The sequence below is a fragment of the Actinomadura sp. WMMB 499 genome, assembly GCF_008824145.1.
Classification (GTDB): domain Bacteria; phylum Actinomycetota; class Actinomycetes; order Streptosporangiales; family Streptosporangiaceae; genus Spirillospora.
In genome coordinates this window covers 7,808,550-7,833,228 of the sequence record NZ_CP044407.1, presented here as the reverse complement: position 1 = coordinate 7,833,228, position 24,679 = coordinate 7,808,550, and the positions used below count along the sequence as shown (strand labels likewise).

Sequence of the window (24,679 nt, the reverse complement as noted above, 5' to 3'; positions counted from 1 at the left end):
CCCTCGAGGTGCCGGCGGCGCGTCCGGTCAGACGACGGCGCCCGAGTCGTCCGCCGAGCGGGGACGGGACGGACCGGACTTCTTCTTCGCGTGCGGCGGCGGCGACTTGGCGAACCGCTCGAACTCGATCGCCAGCGGCGTCCCGGTGAACACGCTGGAGTACGTGCCGACGATGATGCCGATCAGCAGCGCGATCGCGAAGTCGGTGAGCGAGTCGCCGCCGAGGACGGCGAGCGCGCCGAGGATGAACAGGGCGCCCATGCCGGTGTTGACGGTCCGCGGGATCGTCTGCAGCACGCCCATGTTCGCGACCTCGGCGAACGGTTTCTTCGGGTTCGCGCCCCACAGTTCTCGCACCCGGTCGAACACGACGACCGAGTCGTTGACCGAGTAGCCGATGACGGTGAGCAGGGCGGCGAGGAAGACGCCGTCGATGGGTTTGCCGAGCCACGCGAAGACGCCGATGACGATCAGGATGTCGTGGAACATCGCGAGGACAGCGCCCGCGCCGAACGTCCAGCGGAACCGGATGGTCAGGTAGGCGAGCTGGACGATCAGCGCGACACCGAGCGCGATCAGCGCCTTCTGCCGCAGCTCGTCCCCCAGGCTCGGCCCGATCAGCTCGTCGCGCTGCTTGGTGGCACCGCCGCCCTCCTCCGCGAGCGCGTTCTGGATCTCCACGACCTCGTCGTTGCTGAGGTCGCTGGTGCGGACGGAGATGTCCTGGTCGCCCGACGTCTGGACGATCGCGCGGGGGAATCCGGCGTCGGAGACGACCGAGCGCGCCGTGTCGATGTCGACGGGCCTGGTCGTGGAGTACTCGACGATGCGGCCGCCGGTGAACTCGACACCGAAGTTCAGGCCGCGGGTGGCGATGCCGGTGACGGCGAGGACGACCGCGAGACCGGAGATCCCGAGCCAGAGCCGGCGCCGCTTCATCAGGTCGGGCCCGTTGCTCTCCAGCCACCGCCGGATGCGGCCGGGGCCGCTGAGGCCGCCGGCACGCGACCTCATCACCCGCGGCATCCATGCCGCGGCGGTGTCGGTCAGGGTCCGGGTGAGCAGCATCGCCGAGATCAGCGAGGCGATGACGCCGATGCTGAGCGTGACCCCGAAGCCCTTCACCGGGCCGGACGCGAGGAAGAACAGCAGGGCGGCGGCCAGCAGGGTCGTGACCTGGGAGTCGGCGATCGCCGACCACGCCTTGTCGAAGCCGGTCGAGAGCGCGAGGCGCGGATGCCGGCCGGGGGCCATCCCGCGTTCCTCCCGGGCCCGTTCGAACGCCAGGACGTTCGCGTCGATGGCCATGCCGATGGCGAGGACGAACCCGGCGAGGCCGGGGAGGGTCAGCGTCGCGCCGATGGCGACGAGCGCGCCGTAGGAGATGAGCGCGTACGCGCAGAGCCCGATGATCGCTAGGAAGCCCGCGATGCGGTAGACGGCGACGATGAACAGGCCGGTCAGCACGATGCCGATGATCGCCGCCTTGGCGCTGGCGTCGATGGCCTCGTCCCCGAGCGTCGGGCCGATCACCCGCTGCTCGATGACCTTGACCGGGACGGGCAGCGAGCCGCCCTCGATCAGCGCCGCGAGGTCCTTGGCCTCGTCGGGGGTGAAATCGCCGGTGATCTGGGTGGACCCGCCGCTGATCCCGACGCCGCACTGGACGCTCTGCACGACCCCGGGCGAGGAGATCACCCGTCCGTCCAGGACGATCGCCGCGCGCCGCTCGTCACCGGCCTTGCAGGCGGCCTCGGCGGTCATCCGCTGCCAGATGTCGTCGCCGTTGGCCCGGAAGTCCATGGTGACGGCCCAGCCGCTGAGGTTCTGCGGGTCGTAGACGGCCTCGGCACCGCCGATCTGGTCGCCGGTGAGCCGTGCCGGTCCGATGATGATCGGCTGGCCGCTCTCGTCGTTGATCCGCTGCTGGCCCTGCTGGAGTTCGCCGGTGGTGGGCGGCAGGACGGGGTGGACGGTGAGCTGGGCGGTGCGGCCGATCACCTCGGCGGCGGCGCGCGGGTCCTGCACGTCGGGCAGTTCGACGATCAGCCGCCGCTCGCCGGAACGGGTGATCGACGACTCGGCGACGCCGAGCGCGTTGATCCGGCGCTGCAGGACCTCGCGGGCCCGGTCGGTGGACTCCCGGTTCGCCTTGACCTGCGGCGTGTCCTGCGATTCCAGGACGATCTGCGTGCCGCCGCGCAGGTCGAGGCCCAGGCGGGCGGGTTCTTTCAGCGCGAAGTACAGCGATGCGGCGAGCACGGCGAACGCCAGTACCGCCCGCACCAGGGTGGCGCGAGTCAAAGGGGAAACCTCCACACGGGAACGTCGGCGCCGCCGGGGACGCGGCGCCGGGAACGGGTCGTCAGATCCGTGCGGGGGCGGGCGGGGCGCGGCCGCGTGGGGCGGCGCGCGGGGCCGACGCCGGACGGTCGGAGGCGGGCGCCGAGCGGACGGCCGGTGCGCGCGGCGGCCGGACGTCCGGGCCGGGGGCCGGCGGCGCGGCCTGCCAGCCGGGCGGCGCGGGGGCGGCGAGCCCGGCGGCCTGCCGGGCGAGCGCCGCGGCGGCGGACTCCGCGTGCCGGCCGTGGCCCCCGCGGTCGGCGAGGCCCGCGTGCTGCGCGCGTCCCCGGGACGGGACGCCCAGGACCGTGCCGGTGCGCGGCCCCGTCCCGGCGAACGACGCGGACGCCCCGGAGGCGCCGGACGCGGCGGTGTGCGGCCCGTGCCCGCCGACCAGGCCGAGCAGCCCGAGCGCGACGACGAGCATCCGGGCGAGGAGGCCCGCGGGGGCCGCCGCCCGGTGCCGGGCGTACCGCGAAGCGCGCGCTCGCAGCGCCGTCCGTCCGCCGGGAACGCGGGCCGATGCCGGTGCGCATGCCGATGCGGCGGGAGGGTGCTGCATGGTCCCTCCCCCTCGATGGTCGCGGCTCGCCCCGAACGCTGTGGCAAACCTAGCCCACACCGGCGGCCGGACGCGTCCGGTTCGCCGAGGGTTTGACCAACCGACGAACTTTCATGTCAAGGACGTTCGCCGCCACATCGCCGTTCCCATTCCGGCCAGGGCCGTCCGACCTGCCGGGACGGCCGGGTGTCCGGATCCGGTCGGTGCTGTACTTACCGGCCGGTATTGCAGCGCCATGAAAAGCGAATTACTTTCACAATGCCCACCCCGAACCGAACAAAGGAGCATCCGGTGGCACGAATCAGACAGGCTGCGATCATGGGGACGGCCGCGCTGGCCGTCCTGGCCGCGAGCGCGACCCCCGCCTCGGCCGCGACCACCACCATCCGCGCGGGCTCGGCGACCGCCGCCCCGTACGCCGGCAACGTCCAGGCGTCCCTGCTCGGCGTCGCGACGGTCTCCACGGTGATCGGCGACGGCTCCTGCGCGGAGTCGACGATGACCGGGTCGGTGAACTCCGACGGCACCGGCCTCGCCATCGCCGCGGCGAGCTTCAGCGGCGCGGGCGGCGGCCCCTGCTCCGGGACCACGTCGTCCACCATCACCGCGCAGAACCTGCCGTGGACGGGCGGCGCCGTCGCCCACGACCCGGCCGGGACGAACGGACGGGACGCGAGCGTCACGATCGCCAACTTCCGGGTCCAGGCCGTCGTGGACCTGTTCGGCGGCATCACCTGCGTGTTCGGCGGCACGCTGACCGCGGACGGCTTCAACGGCGACAACGCGAACCGGCCCGACACCGGCAGCGGCGAGGCGCAGGTCGGCGTGAACGGCGCGACGGTCTCCAAGCAGGGCGGCAGCTTCCTCTGCCCGTCCACGGCGACCGTCACCGCGACCTACGAGCTGACCGGCGAGTCGTCCGCCGGGTCGGGCACCTACGACCAGTCGCTGTACGTCACCAGCTGACCGGTCGCTCCCCCGGCACGTCCCGGCTTCCCACGACGGCGGGCCGCCCCCATCCCCCGGGGCGGCCCGTCCTCGTGCTCGCGGCCCATCGCGTGCGGACGTCCTGCCAGGGACGTCGCGTCAGCAGCCGACGAGCTGCGCCGCGAGGAACGCCTCGACCTGCGAGAGCGCGATGCGCTCCTGGCTCATCGTGTCGCGCTCCCGGACGGTCACCGCGTCATCGTCGAGGGTGTCGAAGTCGACCGTGACGCAGAACGGGGTGCCGATCTCGTCCTGCCGGCGGTAGCGGCGGCCGATGGCGCCGGCGTCGTCGAAGTCGACGTTCCAGTTCCGGCGCAGCTGCGCGGCCAGGTCGCGTGCCTTCGGCGACAGGTCGGCGTTGCGCGACAGCGGCAGCACCGCGACCTTGACCGGGGCGAGCCGCCGGTCCAGGCGCATCACGGTGCGCTTCTCCAGCTTGCCCTTGGCGTTCGGGGCCTCGTCCTCGGCGTAGGCGTCCATCATGAAGGTCAGCGTGCAGCGGTCGACACCGGCCGCGGGCTCGATGACGTACGGGACGAACCGCTCGCCGGACTCCTGGTCGAAGAACGACAGGTCGGCGCCGGACGCCTTGGAGTGCGTCGACAGGTCGTAGTCGGTGCGGTTCGCGACGCCCTCCAGCTCGCCCCACTCGCCGCCGACGAAGTTGAACCGGTACTCCACGTCCACGGTCCGCTTGGAGTAGTGCGACAGCTTCTCGGCCGGGTGCTCGTACAGCCGCAGGTTCTCCTTACGGATGCCGAGGTCGACGTACCACTGGAACCGCTCGTCGATCCAGTACTGGTGCCACTCCTCGTCGCTGCCGGGCTTGACGAAGAACTCCATCTCCATCTGCTCGAACTCGCGGGTCCGGAAGATGAAGTTGCCCGGCGTGATCTCGTTGCGGAACGACTTGCCGATCTGGCCGATGCCGAACGGGACCTTGCGGCGCGCGGACTGCTCGACGTTCTTGTAGTTGATGAAGATGCCCTGCGCGGTCTCGGGCCGCAGGTAGGCCAGGCCCGACTCGTCCTCGACGGGGCCGAGGTAGGTCTTGAGCAGGCCGTTGAACATCCGCGGCTCGGTGAACGAGCCCTTGACGCCGCAGTTCGGGCAGGTCAGGTCGTTCAGGCCGCCGGCGGGCGCGCGGCCGTGCTTCTCCTCGTAGGCTTCCTCGAGGTGGTCGGCCCGGAAGCGCTTGTGGCAGGACTGGCACTCGGTCAGCGGGTCGGTGAACTCCCGGACGTGGCCGCTGGCCTCCCAGACCTCGCGGGCCAGGATGACCGACGAGTCGAGGCCGACGATGTCGTCGCGGCCCTGCACCATGGACTTCCACCACTGGCGCTTCACGTTGTTCTTGAGCTCGACGCCGAGGGGGCCGTAGTCCCAGGAGGCACGGAGCCCGCCGTAGATCTCACTCGACGGGTAGACCAGGCCCCGCCGTTTGGCGAGGTTGACGATCGTGTCCATCACGTCGGAACGGCGTGCCATGAATACTTTCTCCATCCGGCTGGCGGTCGGCGGGACAGTGAGTGCGCCCCCGGCCCGCGGAACGGCGGGCGGCGGCGAGTGTGATCCCCGGTGATGTGCGCCCGAGGCGCGGTCCTCCCCGGGCGCCTCAGAGCATTCCCCAGCTTAGAGCACCGGAGCGGGTCCGCTGCCGCGAGGCTCGCACAGTCCGCGCGCGTCCGCGAGGGCTTTTCCGCCGCGCGTCCGGTCGGCGCCCCGTCAGCGGACGGGTCAGTACACGAGGCCGTCCACGACGTTGCTGTCGATGTTGAGCGTGACGCCGCCGTGCCGCTCCCTGTGCGGGCCCCGGTACTGCTTGATGCGCCGGTGCGGGGACCAGAGGTCGTCGGAGAAGTACTTGTCGCCGTACACGCTCGCGCGCCCGTCCCAGTTGGCGAACCAGATGCCCTCGGGCTTGCTGATCCCGGACGCCCGCGCGACGTCGCGGACGCCGGACGCCGAACTGCTGTACATGCAGGGCCGGTAGCCCCGCCTCTCCACCTCGCGCACCCAGGCGTCGACGAAGTCGAGCACGGCCTTGCGGCACCCGCTCTTGGAGCTGTCGTAGGCCTCCACGTCGAGATAGATCGGCTCGCCACCCGGGATCCCGAGGTCCCGGGCCTTGGCGACGGCGTCCGCGGCGTTCGCGCGGCCCTGCGCCACCGCGTTGCGCCGGGTGAAGCGCTGCGGGCGGGGGCCGCACGGCGCCTGGTGCCCCACGTAGGTCGGGGTGATCCGGTAGCCCATCTCGCGGACCTTCCGCACCCACGCCGCGGTGAGGTTCGGCTGCGCGCAGCCGCGCGCCGCGCCGCCGATGTAGATGTTGGTCACCTCGAACGCCTTCCGCCAGCGCGCCATCGTGTCGAGGGCCGGTGCGGTGCACGTGTCGAACCCGCGGCCGCGCGTCCACGGCCGTCGGGGCGCCGCGGCGGGGGCCTCGGCGCCGTCCGGCGGACGGACGGTGGACGGCGCGGGTTCGACGCCGGGGCCGCCCGTGGTGGGGGTGCCCGTGGTGGGAGTGCCCGTGGTGGGGGCGTCGTCGGCGGCCCAGGAGGAGCCGAGGCGGATGCCGCGCAGCAACCGCTGGAGCGCCTCCGGTCCGTCGCCGTACACACCGGTGATCGCCACGCCGGCCTCGGGCAGCGCGAGCCGCGCCTCGCGGTCGACGGACGGTGCGACGGTGTACCGGGCGAGCCGGTCGGCGCGGACGGCGGTCCGGGACGGGCGGCCGTCCACATCGCGCACGCCGATCGGCGCGATGTGGACGGCCGTGGTGCGCCCGGCGACGCGGGCCGGGCAGTCGGGCTGCGGGCCGGGCCGGCCGAGGTAGACGGCGCGGCGGTCGTACCGGATGCAGCGGCCGGGGTCCCGGTCGAGGCGGTGCACCTCCCACCCGTCCGGCACCGGGACGCTCAGCCCCCGGTAGCGGACGACGCGCCCCGGCTCCGCGGCGGCGGTCGCGGCGGCAGTCGCGGCGGCCGGGGCGGCGGGCGCACCGGCGGGAGGCCGGGCGGGGGCCGCCGCGAGGATCGCGCCGAGGGGCGCGAGGACCGCCGCCCCGGACAGCGCGCTGAGCAGGACGGCATGGCGCATCGCGTCTCCCCCGTGGAACGCCGGGCCGGGCGGCCCGCGACGTGATCGTGACGCGGCAAAGATCACCTCGGACGCCGGGGCGAAACGATCCCCGGAAGGATCTTGCCCGGCGGTTGCCCGGTTTTGGGGCGCCGACGCGCGTGCCGGGAACGGCCGTTCCCGCGCGGGCGGCCGATCTAGGCGGTGGTCACGACCTCGTAGGCGCCGGGCTCGTCCACGGCGTACGCGGCCAGCGGGATGAACTCCATCCGGACGGCGGGCACGCCGAGGGCGCGCCGGTAGAATCCCGCCCCGTCCCATTCGGTGACCAGGGCCCACAGGACGGGCTCGTCGACGGTGCGGGCGAGCCTGCCGGTGCGGAACCCGGGACTGGCGGACAGCGCGGTGAGCACCGCGCTCATGCGGGCGGCGAAGCCGTCGGCCTCCGCGCCGGGAACCCGGTACCGGGTTATCGCGATCATCCGCCCATCCTGGCAGTACGTTGGGCGCGTGGAGAGGGGAGGCGGGATGCCGGGCGGACGCGCGACGGGATCGACCGGGCCGACGGGATCGGCGGGATCGACGGGCTTGCGGGCGGCGGTGGAGCGGTGGAGCGCGGCTCCGGTGGTGTTCCTGCACCGGCTGCCGACCTGGGTGCTGCTCGTCGCGGTGTTCGCGCTGCTGGTGCTCGGCATGGCCGGGACGGGCGTGCCCGCGGCGGCGGGGCTGTTCGTGCTCGCGCTGTTCCTCGGCTGGTTCGCCTACCTCAACTGGCCCGCGCTGGACGCGTCCGGACGGCTGCTGCGGGTCGTCGCGGTGACCGCTCTGGCCGGTTTCGGCGTGGCGCGCATCCTTGGTCGATTTTGACAACCATTTTCAGGTTTCGCATACTACCTACGTGCTCAGATCCCGCAAAACCCTGCGAAACCTCCCCGCGGCCGCGCTCGCCCTGACCGGGCTGGCGGCGGGCCTCACCGCCTGCGGCGGCTCCGACACCGCCGCCCCGGCCGGGACCACCGAGGTCGTCGCGTCCTTCTACCCGATGGCGTGGCTGGCGGGCCAGGTCGGCGGAGACGACGTGCACGTGCGGACACTCACCGCGCCGGGGGCCGAGCCACACGACCTGGAGCTGACCGCCAAGCAGGTCGCGAGCGTCCAGGAGGCCCCCCTCACCGTCTACCTGAAGGGCATGCAGCCGGCCGTGGACGACGCGGTCCAGCAGCACGCGAAGGAGTCCTCGCTCGACGTCGCGGGCGCGGTGAAGACGCTGCCGCCGCCCACCGAGGAGGAGGGGCACGGCCACGAGCACGAGGGCGAGGGCGAGGCCGGGCACGAGCACGGCCATGAGGGCGAGGCGGAGGCCGGGCACGAGGGCGAAGCCGGGCACGAGGGCGAGGCCGGGCACGACCACGGCGACGCCGGCTACGACCCGCATCTCTGGCTGGACCCGAGCCGCATGGCGACGATCGCCACCGCGCTCGGCGACCGGCTCGCGAAGGTGGACGCCGAGAACGCGGGCGAGTACGCGAGCCGCGCGCAGGCGGTGGCGAAGCGGCTCACCGACCTGGACGGGAAGTTCGAGGACGGCCTCGCGACGTGCGAGCGCAAGGAGATCGTCACCGCGCACGCCGCGTTCGGCTACCTCACGGACCGGTACGGCCTCACGCAGGTCGCGATCGCCGGCGTCGACCCGTCCAACGAGCCCTCCCCCGCGCGGCTGGCCGAGCTGACGGAGCACATCAAGGAGGCGGGCGCGACGACCGTGTTCACCGAGACGCTGGTCAGCCCGAAGGTCGCCGAGACGCTCGCCCGGGAGGCCGGTGTGAAGACCGCCGTCCTCGACCCGGTCGAGGGCGTCGAGGAGGGCTCGTCCGACGACTACATGACGATCATGAACAAGAACCTGGAAACCCTGCGGCCCGCCCTCGGATGCTCATGAAACGGGAAGACGCCGCACCGTTCGCCCCGCCGTTCGCGATGACCGGCGGGCACGTCCGGCGCGACGGCCGCGAGGTGCTCGCCGGCGTGGACCTGCGGGTCGACGCCGGCGACGTCGTCGCCGTCCTCGGCCCGAACGGGGCCGGGAAGTCGACACTGATCAAGGCGCTGCTCGGGCTGGTCCCGCTGTCGGCTGGCCGCACCGAGATCTACGGGGACGCGCCCGCGCGGTTCCGCGACTGGAAGCGGATCGGGTACGTGCCGCAGCGGCTGCCGATGGGCGGCGGCGTCCCCGCGACCGTCCGGGAGGTCGTGGCGTCCGGCCGCGTCGCGCGGCGGTCCCGGTGGCGGCCCGCGACGGCCGACGACCGCGCCGCCGTGACCGACGCCCTCGCCGCGGTCGGGCTCGCGGACCGCGCCCGCGACACCGCCCACCTGCTGTCCGGCGGCCAGCAGCAGCGGGTGCTGATCGCCCGCGCGCTCGCCGGGCGGCCGGACGCGTTCGTCCTGGACGAGCCGACCGCGGGCGTCGACGCGGGCAGCCAGGACGCGCTCGCCGGAACCCTCGGCGCCCTGGCCGGGGCGGGCCGCACGGTCGTCCTGGTGGCGCACGAGCTGGGCCCGATGGCGCCCCTCGTCACGCGGACGGTCGAGCTGGCGCACGGCCGCGTCGTCCACGAGGGCGCCCGCGCCCCCGAAACGGCACTCGGGAAGTCCGCATGATCGAGATGCTGCAGTACGACTTCATGCGCATCGCCCTCGTCATGGCGGTGCTGATCGGGCTGACGGCCCCCGCCGTCGGAACGTTCCTGGTGCAGCGCCGGCTGTCGCTGCTCGGCGACGGCGTCGGCCACATCGCGCTGACCGGCATCGGCCTCGGGCTGCTGACGGGCACCTCCCCGATCCTGGCCGCGCTGGCGGTGTCGGTGCTCGGCGCGGTCGCCATCGAGGTGCTGCGGGCCCGCAGCCGCAGCGGCGGCGACGTCGCGCTCGCGCTGATCTTCTACGGCGGGCTCGCGGGCGGCGTGATCCTGACGAGCCGGGCGGGCGACGGCGGCGCGAGCCTGCAGTCCTACCTGTTCGGCTCGATCAGCAGCGTGACGACCTCCGACCTGTACGTGGTCGCCGGGCTCGCCGTCGTCGTGCTCGGCGTCATCGCGGTGTTCGGCCGCGAGCTGTTCCTGCTCTGCCAGGACGAGGAGGTCGCGCGGGCCTCGGGACTGCCCGTCCGGTTCCTGAGCATCCTCATCGCGGTCACCGCCGCGGCGACCGTCGTGATCGCGATGCGCGCGATCGGGCTGCTGCTGGTCAGCGCGCTGATGATCGTGCCGGTGGCGGCGGCGCAGCAGGTGACCCGCGGATTCCGCGGGACGATGCTGGTGGCGATGGCGGTCGGTGTACTGTCGGCCGTGACGGGACTGGCGGGCTCGTTCGAGTACGATCTGCCTCCGGGCCCCTCGATCGTGCTGCTCGCCCTGGCGGTGTTCGCGGTCGCGGTCGCCGGGGGGACCGTGGTTCGACACAGGCGTGCGCGGGCGGGCGAGGCCCGGGAGGTGATCCCGGACCGGACCGGTCCCCGCGCGGAAGCCGAGGCGGAGGTGCTCAAAGGATGACGACGGCCCGCCGGGACGCGGTACGGCAGGCGCTGGCCGGCTGCGAGGGATTCCGCAGCGCCCAGGACATCTACGCCGACCTGCGCGCCGACGGCTCCAAGATCGGCCTCACGACCGTCTACCGGGCGCTGCAGGCGCTCAGCGACTCGGGCGAGGTCGACGTCCTGCGCACCGACGAGGGCGAGGCCGTCTACCGCGCCTGCGTCACCGAGGAGCATCACCACCACCTCGTCTGCCGGGGCTGCGGCAAGACGGTCGAGGTGGAGGGCCCGGCGGTGGAGCGCTGGGCCGACGCGATCGGCGCCGAGCACGGCTTCACCGAGATCACGCACACCGTCGAGGTCTTCGGCACCTGCGCCGACTGCGCCGCGTCCTGACCCGCCGGCCGAGGACGGTACGAAGCCCGGCGGTCACGAGCGGCCGCCGGGCCTCGTGCCGTCCCGCCGTCAGCCGCCGACGGGCTCGGCGCCGCCGATCCTCATGCTGGAGACGGTGAAGGGCGTTTCGGGCGCGAGCCCGCCCAGCCAGCGGTCGTACTGGCTGTTGACCACCATGACGCGCGTCGGGGTGAGCACGATGCTGCTCGGGTGGCGGAAGCCCCCCGGGGGCACGTGCCGGGCGACGTAGCGGCCACCGGCGAGGTCGGACCGCATCGAGACCACCGCGACCTGCGGCACCAGGCCGGGGACCTGGTTCAGGTTGCCCTGGACGACGTACAGCCGCCCGTGCCGCCAGGCGAGCCCGTCACCGTTGTTCAGCATGTGCCCGTCCAGGTCGACCTGGACGGTCTCGCCGCTGCGCGGATCGATGCGCCACAGGGTTCCCGAGGCGCTGTTGACGGTGAGCAGGTGACGGCCGACCGCGATGATGCCGTTGAGGTTGTGCCGGCCGTCGACCCAGTCCACCGGCGTGGTGGTGACGTCCAGCCAGTTCTCCATCCGCCAGCGGCCGTCCGCGTGAGTGATCCGGTAGATGACCGGATCGAACGAGTCGGTGGCGTAGACGGTGCCGTCGTCGGCAACGGCGATCTCGTTGACGAACCCGCCGTCCGTTCCCTCGAGCGTGGCCAGGAGCCGCCGGGTGCGAACGTCGTACACGCGCAGGGTGGAGGTGTCCGCACCGCCCACGTAGAGCCGCCCGGCCGGGTCCAGGGCCATCCCGGAGGTAACGCTGCGGCCGTCCGTCCCGTCGGGCGACCAGACCTCCAGCTCGCGGCGCGTCACGTGCCCCCGGTAGATGGTTCCGTCCTCGGCGCTGCCGACGTAGAAGTGGCCGGTGCGGCGGTCGAACGTCATGCCCGTCGGGAACGCGCGGTCGCCGGGGACCACGTACGCGTCGGGCAGGCCGCCGGCGCCCGCGTCCGCGTTCACGGGCGCGGGGGCCAGCACCAGCAGCACCACGGTCAGGATGGCGCAGGCGAGTCTTCTCATCGGGTCCCTTTCGGGGGTTGGATGCGGCCTCCCCCCGGAGGCCGTCGACGCGCCAAGTTGATCAACAGGCACCGAAAGGCGACATAAACGGGGACCGGGGCCGCCGCCCTGACCGAGGCGGCCGGCCCGTTGGGTTCAGGCGGGCGGGCCCAGGTAGACGGTGACGGTGTGGGTGTAGAAGTCGCGGGCCGCGCGGCCCTGCTCCTTCGGGCCGTGGCCGCTGCCCTTGACGCCCCCGAACGGGACCCACGGGAACGTCCCGGCGGACTCGGAGTTGATGTGCAGGACGCCGACGTCCAGGCCGTTCACCGCCGTCAGCGCGACGCCCAGGTCGCGGGTGAAGACGGCGGCCGACAGGCCGTGGTCGCTCAGGTTCGCGAGGCCGAACGCCTCGGCGGCGTCCCGCGCGCGCACCGCGCCGACCACCGGGCCGAACAGCTCGCGGCGCCAGAAGCCCAGGCCGGTGCCGGGCAGGTCGAGCAGGGTCGGCGGGGCGAACCAGCCCGCCGCGCGGTCGGCGTCGGTGTACGGCTCGGCCCCGGCCAGCGGCCGGGCGCCCTCCCCGACCGCCTCCCGCACACCGGCGGCCACGCGGTCGCGGGCGGCGTCGCTGACGAGCGGGCCCATCTGGACGCCCTCCTCGAGCGGGTCGCCGACGCGCAGGGCGGCGGCGCGGTCCGCGACGCGGGCCAGCAGCTCGTCGGCGACGCCGTCGTGGACGATCAGCCGCGAGGTGGCGGTGCACTTCTGCCCGGTGGAGTTGTAGGCGCCGGCGACGACCTGCGCGGCGGCGTGGTCGAGGTCGGCGTCGGCCAGGACGATCGAGGCGTTCTTGCCGCCCATCTCGGTCTGGACGGGCTTGGCGAGCTCCCCGCAGCGGGCGATGATCGCGCGCCCGACCGCGGTGGAGCCGGTGAACGACACGGCGTCCACGCCCGGGTGGTCGACGATCGCCGTGCCGGTGTCGCCCTCGCCGTAGACCAGGTTCAGCACCCCGGCGGGCAGTCCCGCGTCCGCCAGCGCGCCCGCCAGCCGCAGCGCCAGCAGCGGGACGAGCGAGGACGGCTTCCACACGACCGTGTTGCCGTAGGTCAGCGCGGGTGCGATCTTCCACGCGGGGATGGCGATCGGGAAGTTGAACGGGGTGATGATCCCGGCCACCCCGACCGGCTTGCGGACGACCTGGATGCTCTCGCCCGGCCGGGGCGAGGGGTAGATCTCGCCGCTGTCGCGGTCGGACTCGGCCGCGTAGAAGCGCAGGATGCGGGCGGCGCCACGGACCTCGGCGACGCCCTCGGCGAGGGTCTTGCCCTCCTCGCGGCTCAGCTCGCGGCCCCACGGTTCGGCGTTGCCGTCGAGGATCCGGGCGGCCTCGGCGAGCACGGCCGCGCGGGCGTGGTGGGGGGTGGCCGCCCAGGCCGGCGCGGCGCCGGCCGCGGCGGTGATCGCGGCCGTCACCTCGGCCGGGGCGGCGAGCCGGCCGCGGGCCACGACCTCGCCGGGGCGGGCGGGGTTGGTGTCGGTGAGCGCGGCCCCCGATCCCTCGATCCAGCGGCCGTCGACCAGGTTCAGCAGGTCCACGCGATCTCTCTTTCTTTCCTCAGAAGGTCTGCCAGGTGGTGGGGGTGACGCCGCACGGGCCGCCCCGGTGGACCTCCAGCCGTCCCGCCGGCAGGTCCAGGCCGATGGTGGCGAGCGTGTCCCAGCGCTGGTCCGGCGGATCGGCGGGGTCGGAGTGGGCGCACACCGGGGCGCCGTCCGGCAGGTGGGCCACCATCGCCTTCGCCCGTCCGGTCGGGTCGGTGTCCCACAGCTCCCGCGCGCGGCCGCTCAGGTGGGTGTACCGGGCGTAGGTGCCGGGACGGTCGGTGCCGAGCCGTTCGCCGGGCGCCAGCGCCGGGTCCAGGAAGTGGTTGGTGTGCAGCAGCAGCCCGTCCGCGTCCGGGGCGACGACGCCGAGACCGGCCGGCGAGACCTCCAGTGCGCGGGCGTCCGCGCGCTCCCCGTCCCAGGTGACCACGGTGATGACGCTGGACGCCGAGGTGCGGGCGCCGCGCAGGATCGCGACGGCCGCGTCCAGGTCGTCCGCCTCGTCCAGGATGCGCCGGACCAGCAGGTGCACGGGGACACCGATGTCGCCGCCGTCGGACGTGTGCTTGAGGATGTTGAAGTGCGCGCCGAGGCCGCCGCCGGTGACGCCGATCTTGGCGAGCACGCCGAACTCGGTGAAGGTCCGGACGCGGCGGCCGGGGCGGGGCTCGTACTCCCACAGGACGCCCACGTCGCGCATGCCGTCCAGCCAGTCCCAGGTCTGCAGGGTGCGGGGCGGACGCCCGCCGCCCGGCAGGGCGACCGAGGTGGAGCACTCGCCCTCCCCGCCGTCGCGCAGCGCGGCCAGGATCTCGGTGCGCGCGTTGAGGGCGGCGACCTGCCAGGGCTCCAGCCCGGCGCCGGCGGCGAGCCCGGCCATCTCCACGGCGAGGTCCGGCGCCCACGCCGCGGTCCGGTCCAGGGCCTGCCCGGCCCAGCCGCGAACCTGGGCGCCGGTGGCGCCGAGGGCCGCGAACAGGTCGGTGTAGGCGGTGACGGCCGCGCGGGTCTCGGCGCTCCAGCGCGCGCCGAACTCCGCGCCGCGGGCCCGCGGCGCGGTCGCGGTCGAGATGTGCGTGGGAAAGGGGGTCATTCGCGTCCGCTCCCTGCGGGGCAGCCGATCTCCCGCATCAGCCCGGCCAGTTCGGGGTTGGCGTCCGGGCCGCGGGAGAAGGCGTCGTGGATACGGTCCCAGGGCGAGATCCGGTCCTGGCTGAGTTTGAAGATGCTCTGCTGCTCGCGCACGTGGAAGCGGAACGCCACCACTCCCGAGACGATCGACCGGAACACCTCGCGGGACTTCTCGCTCGGCGTCCAGCCGGGCGACCGGCGGGCCTCCACGACCGCCACGGTCCGCTCCACGACGTCGAGCACCCCCGCCTCGTCGGTGATCGGCTCGACCGTCCCGTTGAGGTGGACGGCCGCGTAGTCCCAGGTCGGCACGGACGGGTCGGCGCCGTGCATGGACGGCGAGACGTACCCGTGCGGCCCGGAGAAGACCAGCAGCGCCTCGGGCGAGGCCGCCATGTCGCGCCAGTGCGGGTTGACCCGCGCCATGTGCCCGAGCAGCGTCGTCCCGGCGAAGGTGTCGCCGACCTCGGCGGGGTCCTCGATGATGACGGGCAGGTGGGTGGCGACCGGGACGCCGCCGGGTGCGCTGACCGCCAGCGCGAACGGATGGTCGCGCACGAGTTCGACGGCGTGCCGGGGGTCGTCGGGGGTGAAACGGGGGAAGGCGTACATCAGAGCGCCGCGTCCAGGATCGCGTCCCAGGCGACCTCGGAGGCCAGGGCCCCGAACCCGGTGGTCTTGACGCCCGTCAGATCGACCTCGTCGGTCGTCAGCGCGAACAGCACGTCGCCGTCGGTGTCGGTGTGGAACGGCTGGATGCCGCGGTGCATCGAGCTGTGCACCTGGCGGGCGAACTGGTTCAGCTCGCGGTCGGCCAGGCGCACGTTGGTGACCACCACGGTCAGGGTGGTGTTGCCCATGACGTCCGTGCCCGCACCGGGGTTCGCGATCAGCTCGGCGTAGTCGGCGGCGGGGTGCCGGCGGACGCCGGTCGCGGCGTCGCGGTTGCCCCGCACCACGGTGCCGTCCCGGTCGACGATCGCCCCGACCGAGTTGACGACCGTGGCCACCAGCACCTTGGCCGCGCCGAACTCCGCGTACGCGGCGCCCTGCCCGACCAGCTCGGCGCGCGCGAAGTCGGCCTTGCCCGCACTGGCGCCGGCGCCCGCGCCGCACCGCCCGACCGGGAACCGGCCCTCCTCGGCCGCGCGCAGCGCCGCCGCGCCCAGTTCAGCATCCGGATGGATCGCGTTGTCCCGGATGGAGAAGTCGTAGATCACGGCGCCGGACACGCTCTGCAGGTCGTCCCAGCGGACGCGGTTGCGCCGCCGGACCAGGAGTTCCTGGCTCACGCCCGCGGCCGCGGCGAGCCCGTACACCGAGCCGCCCGCGAGGCAGATCGCGTGGTTGAACGCGTAGCCGCCGCTCATCCCGACCGCGCCGCCGCGCGCGTCCACCGCGGTGCGGGCCCCGGCCGGGACGTGCACGACGGTGCAGCCGGTCGGGCCCTCGGCGTACTCGGCGGTGCCGACGAGCACGCCCGGGATGTCGAAGGGCACCGCCGCCCGGCCGGGGCCGGACTGCGGCTTCGGCTCCGTGCCCGCGTTGCCCGGCACGTCCGGCGCGTAGGCGGACACGATCGCCTGGCGGGGTTCGTACAGGGTGGTCAAAGCGCCTCCAGCAGTTGTTTCGAGTAAGGGTGGGACGGGCCGCGGTAGAACGTTTCCGCGTCCGCGGTCTCCACCACCCGTCCTGCCCGCATGACGGTGATGCGATCGGCGACGTAGCGGACGGCGCCGAGTTCGTGGGAGATGAAGAGGGCCCCGAACCCGAATTCGGCCTGCAGGTCCTTGATCAGGTTGAGGATCTGCACCTGGACCGAGACGTCCAGGGCGCTGACGGCCTCGTCGAACACCATGAACTCCGGGCGGGTGACCAGCGCGCGGGCGATGGAGACCCGCTGCCGCTGCCCGCCCGACAGCTCGTGCGGGTACCGTCCGGCCAGCCCGCGTTCCAGGCCGACCTGCTCGAGCATGTCGGCGACGCGGCCCGGGGCCGCCGCGCGGCCCTCCCCGCCCAGCACGACCAGGGGTTCGGCGACGCTCTGGCCGACGCGCATCCGCGGGTTCAGCGACCACTGCGGGTGCTGGAGCACCGCCTGCATCCGCCCGGCGAGCGCGCGGCGGCGGCGGGGGAAGGGCTCGCCGCCGAAACGGACGGTCCCGGACGCGGGCCGCTGGAGGCCGAGCGCGACCCGGCTCGCGGTGGTCTTGCCGGAGCCCGACTCCCCCACCACGCCCAGCGTCTCGCCCGCCGCGACGTGCAGCGTGACGTCCCGCATGGCCTCCAGGCGGCGGCGCCGCATCGGCGGCCCCGAGGTGAACGCCACGGTGACCTCGTCGAGTTCGAGGATCATCGCTTCACCCCCGGTACGCTCCCCGCGGACTCTGCCGAGTCCTCGGCCGAGAACTCTGCCGAGGACTCGGCCGCGGTCTCGCCGGTGCGGTGGCACAGGACGTCGCGGCCGCCGCTCCGCACCGGGACGGGACGTTCCTCCGCGCAGCGGTCGATGACCATCGGGCAGCGCGGCGCGAACGCGCAGCCCGCGGGCTCCCCGGTCAGCACCGGGGGGCGGCCGGGCACCGGCTCCAGCCGTTCGCCGCGCCGCGCCTTGCCCGGCGCCGAGCGGGCGAGCGCCGCGGTGTAGGGGTGGGACGGACGGGCGAGCACCTCGGCGGCGGGACCGTCCTCGACGACGCGGCCGCCGTACATGACCGCGACGCGGTCGCAGCGGCGGGCGACGGCGGGCAGGTCGTGGCTGAGCCACAGGATCCCGGTACCGGCGTCCGCCGCCAGCCCGAACACCACGTCCAGGACGTCCTCGCGGACCTGGGAGTCCAGGGCGGCGGTCGGTTCGTCGGCGACCAGGAGGCGGGGCCGGGCGGCCATCGCCATCGCGATCGCGACCCGCTGCGCCATGCCGCCCGAGAGCTGGTGCGGGTACGCGCGCGCGACCCGCCGCACGTCGTCCAGCCGCACCTGCTCGAGGAGGCCGGCGACGTCTCCGCTCCCGGCGCGTCCCGCGACGGCCCGACGGATCTGCGCGCCGACGCGCATCGTGGGGTCGAGGTAGGAGATCGGGTCCTGGAAGACGAACCCGAGCCGTTCGCGCCGGACGCGGCGCAGCTCCCTGGGCGCCATGTCCAGCAGCGGCTCCCCGGCGACGGCGACCGTCCCCGACCGGATCCGGGCGGCGCGCGGCAGCAGCCGGCCCACCGCGGAGCCGAGGGTGGACTTGCCCGACCCGCTCTCCCCGACGAGGCCGACGGTCTCGTCGGCGTCCACCGTCAGGTCGGCGCCGTCCAGGGCGCGCACCGCGCCGCCGGCCCCGGGATACTCCACGACCAGCCCTTTCACTTCCAGCAGCGGGCTCATACCAGCGACCTCGTCTCTCTCGGTTCCAGCCGATCCCGCAGCCCGTCCCCGAACACGTTGATCGACAGGATCGCCACCACCAGCACCGCGCCCGGCCCGGACACCAGCCACGGCGCGGCCACCAGGTACCCGGTGCCCTCGGCGATCAGCGAGCCGAGCGACGCCTGCGGCGGCTGCACGCCCAGCCCCAGGAAGCTCAGCCCGCCCTCGACCGTGATGCCCACCGACAGCGCGTAGGTGCCCTGGACGGCGACGGTGCCGGCCACGTTCGGCACGACGTGCCGGACCAGCACGCGCGGCAGCCGGGCCCCGCTGATCACCGCCGAGGTGACGTAGTCGCGCCCGGCCACGCTCGCCGCCGCGCCCCGCACCAGGCGGGTCATCAGCGGGATCGTCACCAGCACGATCGCGGCCAGCGCGGCCGGACGGCCGGGGCCCATGACCGCGGCCACCAGGATCGCCAGGATGATCGCCGGGAACGCGTACAGCACCTCGACGAGCCGCATGACCAGCCCGTTGACGGCGCCGCCGCGGTATCCGGCCAGGACGCCGAAGGCGGTGCTGACCGCGGCGGTCACCGCCACGGCCAGGGACGACAGCAGCAGCGTGGTGCCGATGCCCTCGAGCACGCGCGGCAGCATCGCCCGGCCGAGGTGGTCGGTGCCCATCCAGTACTCGGGACCGGGCGGCCGGAGCCGCGGCCCGATGATCGCGTCCGGATCGCCGCCGACCCCCGCGAGCGGGAGCAGTGCCAGCAGCACCAGGACCAGCAGGCAGGCCAGTGCCGCCCGCGACAGCACGTCGAGGCTCCGGACGGCGCGCGCCGCGGCGCGCATCCCCGCCCGGGAGGCCGCCCGTGCCGCGGCCGGTGGCGGGGCCGGTGTCGCCGTCGTCATCTCAGTTGCCTCCCGCCTCGGCGCCCAGCCGCGGGTCGATCATCCCGACGACCAGGTCGACCAGCATGTTCATGACGATGAACACGGCCGCCGCCAGCAGCACGCCCGCCTGCACGACGGCGTAGTCGCGGCGGGTGATCGCCTGGACGATGAACGACCCGATCCCGGGCAGGTTGAACGTGTACTCGACGATCAGCGCGCCGCCCAGCAGGTACGCGGCGATCGTCGCGGTGAGCGTGACCACCGGTGCGGCGGCGTTGCGCAGGACGTGGCGGCGCACGATCGACACGGGCCGCTCGCCCCGCGCGACGGCGGCGGTCACGTACGGTTCGACCAGCACGTTCAGTACCGCGTCCCGCGTGGTGCGGGCGGTGGCCGACAGCGCGAACACCGACAGCACCAGCGCGGGCAGCACCATGGCCCGCAGGTTGCCCGCGAGGTCCTCGGTGAGCGGGACGTGGCCGCCCGCGCGCAGCCCGAGCGAGTACCGCGAGAACAGGAAGACCGCCAGGGACGCCAGCACGAACTCCGGCACGCTGACCCCGAGGCCGCTCAGCAGCCGGCCGATCGCGCCCCCGCCGCCGGGCCGCGCCCGGACGGCGGTGAGCACGCCGAGCGGCACGCCCGCCAGCAGCGCCACGGCGATCGCGAACAGCGTCAGCTCCGCCGTCACCGGCAGCCGGGCCGTCAGCTCGTCGGTGACCGGCGCGCGGCTGATCATCGAGGTGCCGAAGTCGCCGGACAGGACCGCGCTCAGCCAGTGCCAGTACTGCGCCGCCAGCGGCTGGTCCAGGCCGTACCGTTCGGCGAGCTCGGCCTTCTGGGCGGCGGTGGCGAACGGGCCGAGGACGGTCTCGGCGAACCCGCCGGGCATCATCCGGACCGCGGCGAAGATCAGGACCGACACGCCGAGCAAGGTGGCGGCCGAGATCGCGGCCCGGCCGCCCCACCACAACAGCAGCCGCATCGATCAGCCGGCCGTCTTCGCGCGGAAGTCGGTGATCAGGCGCAGCATGTTGCCGTAGCCCTCCGTCGCGTACAGGCCGGGGCTGACCGCGTCGGACCGGTACCCGAGGGTCGCCGGGCGCGTCACCAGCGGGATCATCTGGGCGTCCGCGTCGACCGCCGCGCAGACCGCCGACAGGGCCTCCGCCCGGCCCGCTCCGGCCGGTGCCTCGCCCGCCGCCTCGATGAGCCCGTTCAGCTCCTCGTTCGGCCGCATGAAGGCGCTGCTGAAGCCGGCCTGCTCGGGGTTCCACCAGCGCATCGCCATCGCCGGGTCGGCGTAGCCGGCGAACCACGACAGCGCCGCGTCGAACTCCGGCTTCTCGGCGTAGACCTTCCCCGCCCAGCTCGCCTCGTCCATCTGCTCGATGTCGACGGCCACCCCGATCCGCTCGAGGTTCTGCTGGATCACCTGCGCCACCGCCGGGGCGGGGCGGGTGGAGTAGACACTCAGGGTGAACGACAGGTCCTGCGCGCCCGCCTCCGCCAGCAGCCCGCGCGCCTTCTCCAGGTCACCGGTCGCCGACGGCAGCGCGGACGGGTCGCAGGCGTCCGGCAGGCCGACCGGGGTGACGGCGGTCGGCTTCCCGAGCCCGCCGGTCGCGACCTGGGCGATCTGCCCGCGGTCCATCGCCAGGTTGAGCGCGGTGCGCACGCGGGGGTCGGCGAGCTTGGAGCCGGGCTTCAGGGTGTTGGTGAACAGGTAGTAGAAGTCCGTCGTGGCCTGGTCGGCGACCTCCACTCCGGACGCGCCCGCGAGGGTGGTGCGGGAGTCGACGTTGCCGAGCACCGCCATCGACGCCCGGCCGTTCTGCAGCGCGGCGACCCGGGCGGCCTCGTCGGCCGCGATCGTCACCTCCACCCCGTCCAGCGCCGGCTTGCCCTGCGCCCAGTAGCCGTCGTTGCGCTCGAAGGTCCACGAGACGTCCTGGCGGTGCGCGGAGACGGTGAACGGTCCGGTGCCGACCATCTCCTTCTCGAGGTCGACCGAGCCGTCCTCGACCTCCTTCACCGGCAGGACGGCCGCCGGGACGTTGGCCAGCGCCGCCAGGAAGGGGGTGTACGGCTCGTCCAGCTCCACGGTGACGGTGCGCTCGCCGGTCTTCGTCACCGACTTCACCGGCCCGAGCTGCCCCGACCACACCGCCCCGGACCCGCGGAGCCGCTCGAGGCTGCCGACGACGTCGTCGGCGGTCATCGCCCGCCCGTTGGAGAAGGAGACGCCGTCGCGCAGGTGGAAGACGTACGTCGTGGGGCTGGGGGTCTCCCAGCGCTCGGCCAGCAGCGGCTGGATCGAGAAGTCCGGCCCCACCGTCACCAGCGTCTCGTACACCAGCGACATCAGCTGCCAGGACGTCGCCACATCGGCCATCTGCGGATCCAGGCCGGTGGCCCCGCCGATGTCGACGTGCGTCTGCAGCTTCAGGACGCCGCCCGCCGGGAGCGCGGTGTCGGCGACGGCCGCGTACCCCGGCTTCCCGCCGGCGTCGCCGGTCGATGCCGTCCCGCCGGCCGTGCAGGCGGTGGTGAGCAGGAGGGCCGCGGCTGAGCAGGCGGCCAGTTTCGCGTGGCGCATGTGCACCAACTCCAAGGGGATTCGTGCCAACGGGGTTCTCAGCAGCAGCACGCCTCGCCACCGCCCGCACAGCAGGCGGCCGTGCTCGGCGGGACGTCCAGCGTGGGGTTGCGGTCGAAGAAGCCGGCCGGCTTCAGCGTGAAACCGCAGGTGTCGACCGGCATGATGGGCCAGTCCTCGATGCGGGGAAAGTGGGTCAGGCCGAAGGTGTGCCACAGGACGATGTCCTGCCCGTCGATGTCGCGCCCCGCCGCCGCGTACGCCGGCAGCCCCGCCCCGCCCGGATGCTGGTTGGGCAGGTCGCCGGCCGGGTAGCGCTCGTCGGGGTGGTGCCGGGTGACCCACAGGTGGTGGCCCGCGAAGCCCGCCCGGCCCGCGATCGGCGAGGCCGGATCCGCCATGAGCGTCGGGCCCGCCTCCGGGTACAGCGCGTACCCGACCGGCTCGCCGAGCCGGTTGGTGACCGCCGGGTTGACGACGTGCCAGACGCGGTTGCGGGCGGGGTCGGCGTCCCGCCGCGCGTCGTCCTCGGTGCGCAGCCGCGTGGCGGCGCGGCCGAACGCGTTGCCGTACGGGTTGCCGTCCCCGATCGGGACGGGCGCGACGTCCACCTCGTCCACGGCGTTCGCCAGGCCGTCCACCATCATGTCCAGCCGCACGCCGAACAGGTGCTGGTGGTAGGGCGCCGCGAGACCCGGCGCGACCTGCGACGCGTACGGCGCGACGCGCTCGTCGTACGCCCCGGTGAACACGATGCCGGTGGCCTTGACCTCCAGCTCGATCGTGCCGTCGAGGTAGAGGTACCAGTAGAAGCCGTAGTCGTAGTTGCCGACGGTGACGAAGAAGGAGATGACCAGGCGCCGCTGCCGGCGGGTCTCACGCGAGCCGTTGGCCGGGTCGGTGTGCTTCCACAGCACGCCGAAGTCCTCTTCGTGCATGCAGATCGCGTTGGGCAGGACCACCGGCCGCCCGTCGTCCCCGGCCACCGTGACGTCGAAGTAGGTGATCTCGCCCAGGCAGTCGCAGCCCAGTTCCAGCGCGTTGGCCAGGCGGCCGAGCTGGTACTCGCCGGTGTCGAAGTAGGTCTGCCAGAACCGGATCGGGCCCGGGTCCGCGTACGGCACGATCATCTCGGCGACGGACGCGCGGTAGACCACCGGACGCGTCCGGCCCTCGTCGTCGAACCCGATCTGGTGCAGGACCAGGCCCTCGCGCATGTCGTAGCCCAGCCGCAGGCTCCACTTCTCCCAGGTGACCACCGGCCCGTCGATCTGGAAGCTCGGCCCCTCGGGCTGGGTGATCTCGATCGGCCGCTGCGTGGTGCGCGGCGGTCCCGCCACCTCGGGGAGGTGGTAGTCGCCCGACTCCTGCGGGACCGGCACCGGCCCGGTGTCGACGATCTCCAGGACCGTCCCGGCGATCAGGTCGACGAACGCGACCAGGCCGTCGATCGGATGCGCCCACGGCAGGCTCTCCGGCGTGGGCTGCCGGTGCGCCAGCACCCGCGCCAGCCGGCGGCCCGGCTCGGCGGGAAGCCCGAAGTGGCCGGCCGACAGCGCCGCCAGGTAGACGGTGTCCTGGTCGGTGATCCCGCGGTCGGCGAGTGCCTTGGCCCAGCCCTCGTCCGCGCGCAGGACGCGGCGCACCAGCTTGTGGTCGTCCTGGAGCAGCGGGACCTGGCCGTCGGTGACCGGGTCGAGCGGCCTGCGCTCGTCCACCCGGCGCTCCCCGAGCGAGACGATCACGTCCTCGGCGGCGCCCGTGGCGGCGTCGATCAGCAGGACCCGCGCCCGCCGGGGGGCCGCGCCGGGGTCGTTCAGCACCAGGTGCTTGGGCGGCTCCTCCAGCCCCACGTACGCGGTCCGGGTGGTCTCGGCGAGCACTCCCCCGGTCTCGAGGATCTCCCGGATCCGGCCGAACTCGTCCGGGCTCAGCGGGTCCAGGGGATGGGGGCGTTCGCCCGTGCCGAGCGTCCGCCCGGTCGAACCGTAGGCCATTCCTCTCCCTTCGAGCATTGCCGGAACGTTCCGGCAATGTCGAGCAAGCTAGACGATGCCGGAACGTTCCGGCAAGGGGTCGCGCAAGGTGTTACCTCGGCTTAACACCCGGACGGCGAGGGCTACGATGGCGCCGTGCCCTCGCCCCGTCACGTCACCCTCATGACCGTCGCCGAGCGCGCGGGCGTCTCCAAGACGACCGCGTCGGACGCGCTGCGGAGCAGCGGCCGGGTGTCGCCCGAGACCCGCGCCCTGGTCCGGGAGGCCGCCGCCGAACTCGGCTACGTGCCCAACGGTTCGGCCCGCCACCTGCGCCGCGGCAGCACCGGGGCGATCGGCCTGCACGTGCCCGAGGTCCTCACCCGCTCGGACTACTACATGCGGTTCGTGTTCGGCGTCGTCGAGGCGACCGCCGCCCACGACCACGACCTGACGCTCATCACCTCCGGCCCGGCCGCCCGCGTGCCCCGCGTCGACGGCCTGATCCTCGGCGACCCGCTCAGCGGCGACCCCATCGTGGAACGGCTGATGGGCGCCGGGCTCCCGACCGTCACCTGCGAGCGCTTCCGCGGCACCGGCCGGGCGGACGGCGTCGTGCTGTCCGACCACGCCGCGATGCTGGGCGACCTGCTCGACCACCTGGGCGAACGGGGCGCCGCCCGGCCCGCCCTCGTCGTCGCGGGCGGCGAGAGCGACTGGGCCGCGAACGTGCGGCGCGGGTACGTGCGGTGGTGCGCCGGACGGCGCCTGGAACCCGCCGTCGCCACGGTGCCCTTCGACGCCCCCCACGACGACGTCCACGACGCCGCCCGCAGGCTCCTGGACACCGACCCCCGCCCCGACGCCCTGGTCTGCGCACCCGCCGGGGCCGCCGCCGAACTCCTGCCCGTCCTGCGCAAGGCGGGCCGCCGGGTCGGCGCCGACCTGCTGCTCGCCTCCTGCGTCGACGGCCCGAGCATGCGCTCCGCCGACCCGCCCGTCACCGCCATCGACCTGCGCCCGCGCGAGGCGGGCGAGGCCTGCGCGCGGCTGCTGTTCGACCTCCTGGCCGGGGAGGCCGGGCCGGGCGCGGAGCGCCTGCACCCGATAGACCTCGTCGTCCGCGCCTCGACCCGCGGCCCCGGCTGACCGGGCGGCGGCGCCGTCCGCCGCGCCAGC

23 protein-coding genes are annotated in these 24,679 nt (G+C 74.0%); 7 read left to right on the top strand and 16 right to left on the bottom strand.

Going from position 1 to position 24,679, the window contains the following annotated elements; translation table 11 throughout:
• Positions 1 to 27: 27 nt before the first annotated feature.
• Both secD and F7P10_RS35625 read right to left on the bottom strand, forming a co-directional pair.
• Positions 28 to 2,304 (bottom strand): protein translocase subunit SecD, encoded by a 2,277-nt coding sequence (secD, locus tag F7P10_RS35630; protein ID WP_151016472.1) that lies wholly within the window; start codon positions 2,302 to 2,304, stop codon positions 28 to 30.
• Between the two features lie 61 nt (positions 2,305 to 2,365).
• On the bottom strand, positions 2,366 to 2,905 hold the full coding sequence (locus F7P10_RS35625; RefSeq protein WP_151016471.1) for a hypothetical protein: 540 nt from the start codon (positions 2,903 to 2,905) through the stop codon (positions 2,366 to 2,368).
• A gap of 291 nt (positions 2,906 to 3,196) precedes the next feature.
• Here F7P10_RS35625 and F7P10_RS35620 point away from each other — a divergent pair, with 291 nt between their 5' ends.
• The gene (locus tag F7P10_RS35620; RefSeq protein ID WP_151016470.1) at positions 3,197 to 3,871 is read left to right on the top strand and encodes a hypothetical protein; all 675 of its coding nucleotides are present in this window, start codon (positions 3,197 to 3,199) and stop codon (positions 3,869 to 3,871) included.
• 120 nt (positions 3,872 to 3,991) lie between these two features.
• Here F7P10_RS35620 and F7P10_RS35615 read toward each other — a convergent pair whose 3' ends face one another.
• The 3 genes from F7P10_RS35615 to F7P10_RS35605 form a co-directional block, all read right to left on the bottom strand.
• Complete coding sequence (locus F7P10_RS35615; RefSeq protein ID WP_176611789.1) at positions 3,992 to 5,380, bottom strand: glycine--tRNA ligase; 1,389 nt, start codon at positions 5,378 to 5,380, stop codon at positions 3,992 to 3,994.
• Positions 5,381 to 5,629: 249 nt separating this feature from the next.
• Positions 5,630 to 6,991 carry a DUF1906 domain-containing protein gene (locus F7P10_RS35610; protein ID WP_151016469.1) on the bottom strand — a complete coding sequence of 454 codons (1,362 nt, stop codon included), beginning with the start codon at positions 6,989 to 6,991 and terminating at the stop codon, positions 5,630 to 5,632.
• Positions 6,992 to 7,167: 176 nt separating this feature from the next.
• Positions 7,168 to 7,452, bottom strand: coding sequence for an antibiotic biosynthesis monooxygenase (locus F7P10_RS35605; protein ID WP_151016468.1), 285 nt, complete (start codon positions 7,450 to 7,452; stop codon positions 7,168 to 7,170).
• Positions 7,453 to 7,480: 28 nt separating this feature from the next.
• Here F7P10_RS35605 and F7P10_RS35600 point away from each other — a divergent pair, with 28 nt between their 5' ends.
• The 5 genes from F7P10_RS35600 to F7P10_RS35580 are packed head-to-tail and all read left to right on the top strand — an operon-like array spanning position 7,481 to position 10,898.
• Positions 7,481 to 7,837 carry a DUF6703 family protein gene (locus F7P10_RS35600; protein ID WP_151016467.1) on the top strand — a complete coding sequence of 119 codons (357 nt, stop codon included), beginning with the start codon at positions 7,481 to 7,483 and terminating at the stop codon, positions 7,835 to 7,837.
• A gap of 31 nt (positions 7,838 to 7,868) precedes the next feature.
• A complete protein-coding gene (locus F7P10_RS35595) occupies positions 7,869 to 8,909 on the top strand; it encodes a metal ABC transporter substrate-binding protein (RefSeq protein WP_151016466.1) in 1,041 nt (346 codons plus the stop codon).
• 38 nt (positions 8,910 to 8,947) lie between these two features.
• Complete coding sequence (locus F7P10_RS35590; protein ID WP_151018489.1) at positions 8,948 to 9,631, top strand: metal ABC transporter ATP-binding protein; 684 nt, start codon at positions 8,948 to 8,950, stop codon at positions 9,629 to 9,631.
• Positions 9,628 to 10,521, top strand: coding sequence for a metal ABC transporter permease (locus tag F7P10_RS35585; protein ID WP_151016465.1), 894 nt, complete (start codon positions 9,628 to 9,630; stop codon positions 10,519 to 10,521). Before F7P10_RS35590 ends, F7P10_RS35585 begins: the two co-directional genes overlap by 4 nt.
• Positions 10,518 to 10,898, top strand: coding sequence for a Fur family transcriptional regulator (locus F7P10_RS35580; protein ID WP_151016464.1), 381 nt, complete (start codon positions 10,518 to 10,520; stop codon positions 10,896 to 10,898). Before F7P10_RS35585 ends, F7P10_RS35580 begins: the two co-directional genes overlap by 4 nt.
• Before the next feature lie 69 nt (positions 10,899 to 10,967).
• Here the strand turns inward: F7P10_RS35580 and F7P10_RS35575 are convergent, their stop codons facing one another.
• From F7P10_RS35575 to F7P10_RS35525, 11 genes are all read right to left on the bottom strand, one after another.
• Positions 10,968 to 11,951 (bottom strand): SMP-30/gluconolactonase/LRE family protein, encoded by a 984-nt coding sequence (locus F7P10_RS35575; RefSeq protein WP_151016463.1) that lies wholly within the window; start codon positions 11,949 to 11,951, stop codon positions 10,968 to 10,970.
• Positions 11,952 to 12,086: 135 nt separating this feature from the next.
• A complete protein-coding gene (locus F7P10_RS35570; protein ID WP_151016462.1) occupies positions 12,087 to 13,532 on the bottom strand; it encodes an aldehyde dehydrogenase family protein in 1,446 nt (481 codons plus the stop codon).
• A gap of 19 nt (positions 13,533 to 13,551) precedes the next feature.
• Positions 13,552 to 14,634 carry a C45 family peptidase gene (locus tag F7P10_RS35565; RefSeq protein WP_151016461.1) on the bottom strand — a complete coding sequence of 361 codons (1,083 nt, stop codon included), beginning with the start codon at positions 14,632 to 14,634 and terminating at the stop codon, positions 13,552 to 13,554.
• Positions 14,631 to 15,284, bottom strand: coding sequence for an FMN-binding negative transcriptional regulator (locus F7P10_RS35560; RefSeq protein ID WP_151016460.1), 654 nt, complete (start codon positions 15,282 to 15,284; stop codon positions 14,631 to 14,633). Before F7P10_RS35560 ends, F7P10_RS35565 begins: the two co-directional genes overlap by 4 nt.
• Positions 15,284 to 16,282 carry a P1 family peptidase gene (locus F7P10_RS35555; protein ID WP_254716188.1) on the bottom strand — a complete coding sequence of 333 codons (999 nt, stop codon included), beginning with the start codon at positions 16,280 to 16,282 and terminating at the stop codon, positions 15,284 to 15,286. The genes F7P10_RS35560 and F7P10_RS35555 overlap by 1 nt, the downstream gene beginning before the upstream one ends.
• The gene (locus tag F7P10_RS35550; RefSeq protein ID WP_151016459.1) at positions 16,279 to 17,028 is read right to left on the bottom strand and encodes an ABC transporter ATP-binding protein; all 750 of its coding nucleotides are present in this window, start codon (positions 17,026 to 17,028) and stop codon (positions 16,279 to 16,281) included. The genes F7P10_RS35555 and F7P10_RS35550 overlap by 4 nt, the downstream gene beginning before the upstream one ends.
• Entirely contained in the window at positions 17,025 to 18,047 is a 1,023-nt protein-coding gene (locus F7P10_RS35545) for an ABC transporter ATP-binding protein (RefSeq protein ID WP_151016458.1), read from the bottom strand. Before F7P10_RS35545 ends, F7P10_RS35550 begins: the two co-directional genes overlap by 4 nt.
• Positions 18,044 to 18,943, bottom strand: coding sequence for an ABC transporter permease (locus F7P10_RS35540; protein ID WP_218040232.1), 900 nt, complete (start codon positions 18,941 to 18,943; stop codon positions 18,044 to 18,046). The genes F7P10_RS35545 and F7P10_RS35540 overlap by 4 nt, the downstream gene beginning before the upstream one ends.
• A 1-nt stretch (position 18,944) precedes the next feature.
• The gene (locus F7P10_RS35535) at positions 18,945 to 19,910 is read right to left on the bottom strand and encodes an ABC transporter permease (RefSeq protein ID WP_151016457.1); all 966 of its coding nucleotides are present in this window, start codon (positions 19,908 to 19,910) and stop codon (positions 18,945 to 18,947) included.
• Between the two features lie 3 nt (positions 19,911 to 19,913).
• Positions 19,914 to 21,524: an ABC transporter substrate-binding protein gene (locus tag F7P10_RS35530; RefSeq protein WP_151016456.1), complete on the bottom strand. Its 1,611-nt coding sequence runs from the start codon at positions 21,522 to 21,524 to the stop codon at positions 19,914 to 19,916.
• A gap of 38 nt (positions 21,525 to 21,562) precedes the next feature.
• Positions 21,563 to 23,521, bottom strand: coding sequence for a primary-amine oxidase (locus tag F7P10_RS35525; protein ID WP_151016455.1), 1,959 nt, complete (start codon positions 23,519 to 23,521; stop codon positions 21,563 to 21,565).
• A 135-nt stretch (positions 23,522 to 23,656) separates the two neighbouring features.
• On the opposite strand from F7P10_RS35525, the gene F7P10_RS35520 reads away from it, so the two are divergent.
• Positions 23,657 to 24,649 carry a LacI family DNA-binding transcriptional regulator gene (locus tag F7P10_RS35520; RefSeq protein WP_218040231.1) on the top strand — a complete coding sequence of 331 codons (993 nt, stop codon included), beginning with the start codon at positions 23,657 to 23,659 and terminating at the stop codon, positions 24,647 to 24,649.
• Positions 24,650 to 24,679: the final 30 nt, after the last annotated feature.

Excerpts from the sequence above, each read along its gene's own strand:
- F7P10_RS35625 (WP_151016471.1), bottom strand. The coding sequence starts at position 2,905 with ATGCAGCACCCTCCCGCCGCATCGGCATGCGCACCGGCATCGGCCCGC.
- F7P10_RS35615 (WP_176611789.1), bottom strand. The coding sequence starts at position 5,380 with ATGGCACGCCGTTCCGACGTGATGGACACGATCGTCAACCTCGCCAAA.
- F7P10_RS35610 (WP_151016469.1), bottom strand. The coding sequence starts at position 6,991 with ATGCGCCATGCCGTCCTGCTCAGCGCGCTGTCCGGGGCGGCGGTCCTC.
- F7P10_RS35605 (WP_151016468.1), bottom strand. The coding sequence starts at position 7,452 with ATGATCGCGATAACCCGGTACCGGGTTCCCGGCGCGGAGGCCGACGGC.
- F7P10_RS35590 (WP_151018489.1), top strand. The coding sequence starts at position 8,948 with ATGACCGGCGGGCACGTCCGGCGCGACGGCCGCGAGGTGCTCGCCGGC.
- F7P10_RS35585 (WP_151016465.1), top strand. The coding sequence starts at position 9,628 with ATGATCGAGATGCTGCAGTACGACTTCATGCGCATCGCCCTCGTCATG.
- F7P10_RS35580 (WP_151016464.1), top strand. The coding sequence starts at position 10,518 with ATGACGACGGCCCGCCGGGACGCGGTACGGCAGGCGCTGGCCGGCTGC.
- F7P10_RS35575 (WP_151016463.1), bottom strand. The coding sequence starts at position 11,951 with ATGAGAAGACTCGCCTGCGCCATCCTGACCGTGGTGCTGCTGGTGCTG.
- F7P10_RS35565 (WP_151016461.1), bottom strand. The coding sequence starts at position 14,634 with ATGACCCCCTTTCCCACGCACATCTCGACCGCGACCGCGCCGCGGGCC.
- F7P10_RS35560 (WP_151016460.1), bottom strand. The coding sequence starts at position 15,284 with ATGTACGCCTTCCCCCGTTTCACCCCCGACGACCCCCGGCACGCCGTC.
- F7P10_RS35550 (WP_151016459.1), bottom strand. The coding sequence starts at position 17,028 with ATGATCCTCGAACTCGACGAGGTCACCGTGGCGTTCACCTCGGGGCCG.
- F7P10_RS35545 (WP_151016458.1), bottom strand. The coding sequence starts at position 18,047 with ATGAGCCCGCTGCTGGAAGTGAAAGGGCTGGTCGTGGAGTATCCCGGG.
- F7P10_RS35540 (WP_218040232.1), bottom strand. The coding sequence starts at position 18,943 with ATGACGACGGCGACACCGGCCCCGCCACCGGCCGCGGCACGGGCGGCC.
- F7P10_RS35535 (WP_151016457.1), bottom strand. The coding sequence starts at position 19,910 with ATGCGGCTGCTGTTGTGGTGGGGCGGCCGGGCCGCGATCTCGGCCGCC.
- F7P10_RS35530 (WP_151016456.1), bottom strand. The coding sequence starts at position 21,524 with ATGCGCCACGCGAAACTGGCCGCCTGCTCAGCCGCGGCCCTCCTGCTC.
- F7P10_RS35525 (WP_151016455.1), bottom strand. The coding sequence starts at position 23,521 with ATGGCCTACGGTTCGACCGGGCGGACGCTCGGCACGGGCGAACGCCCC.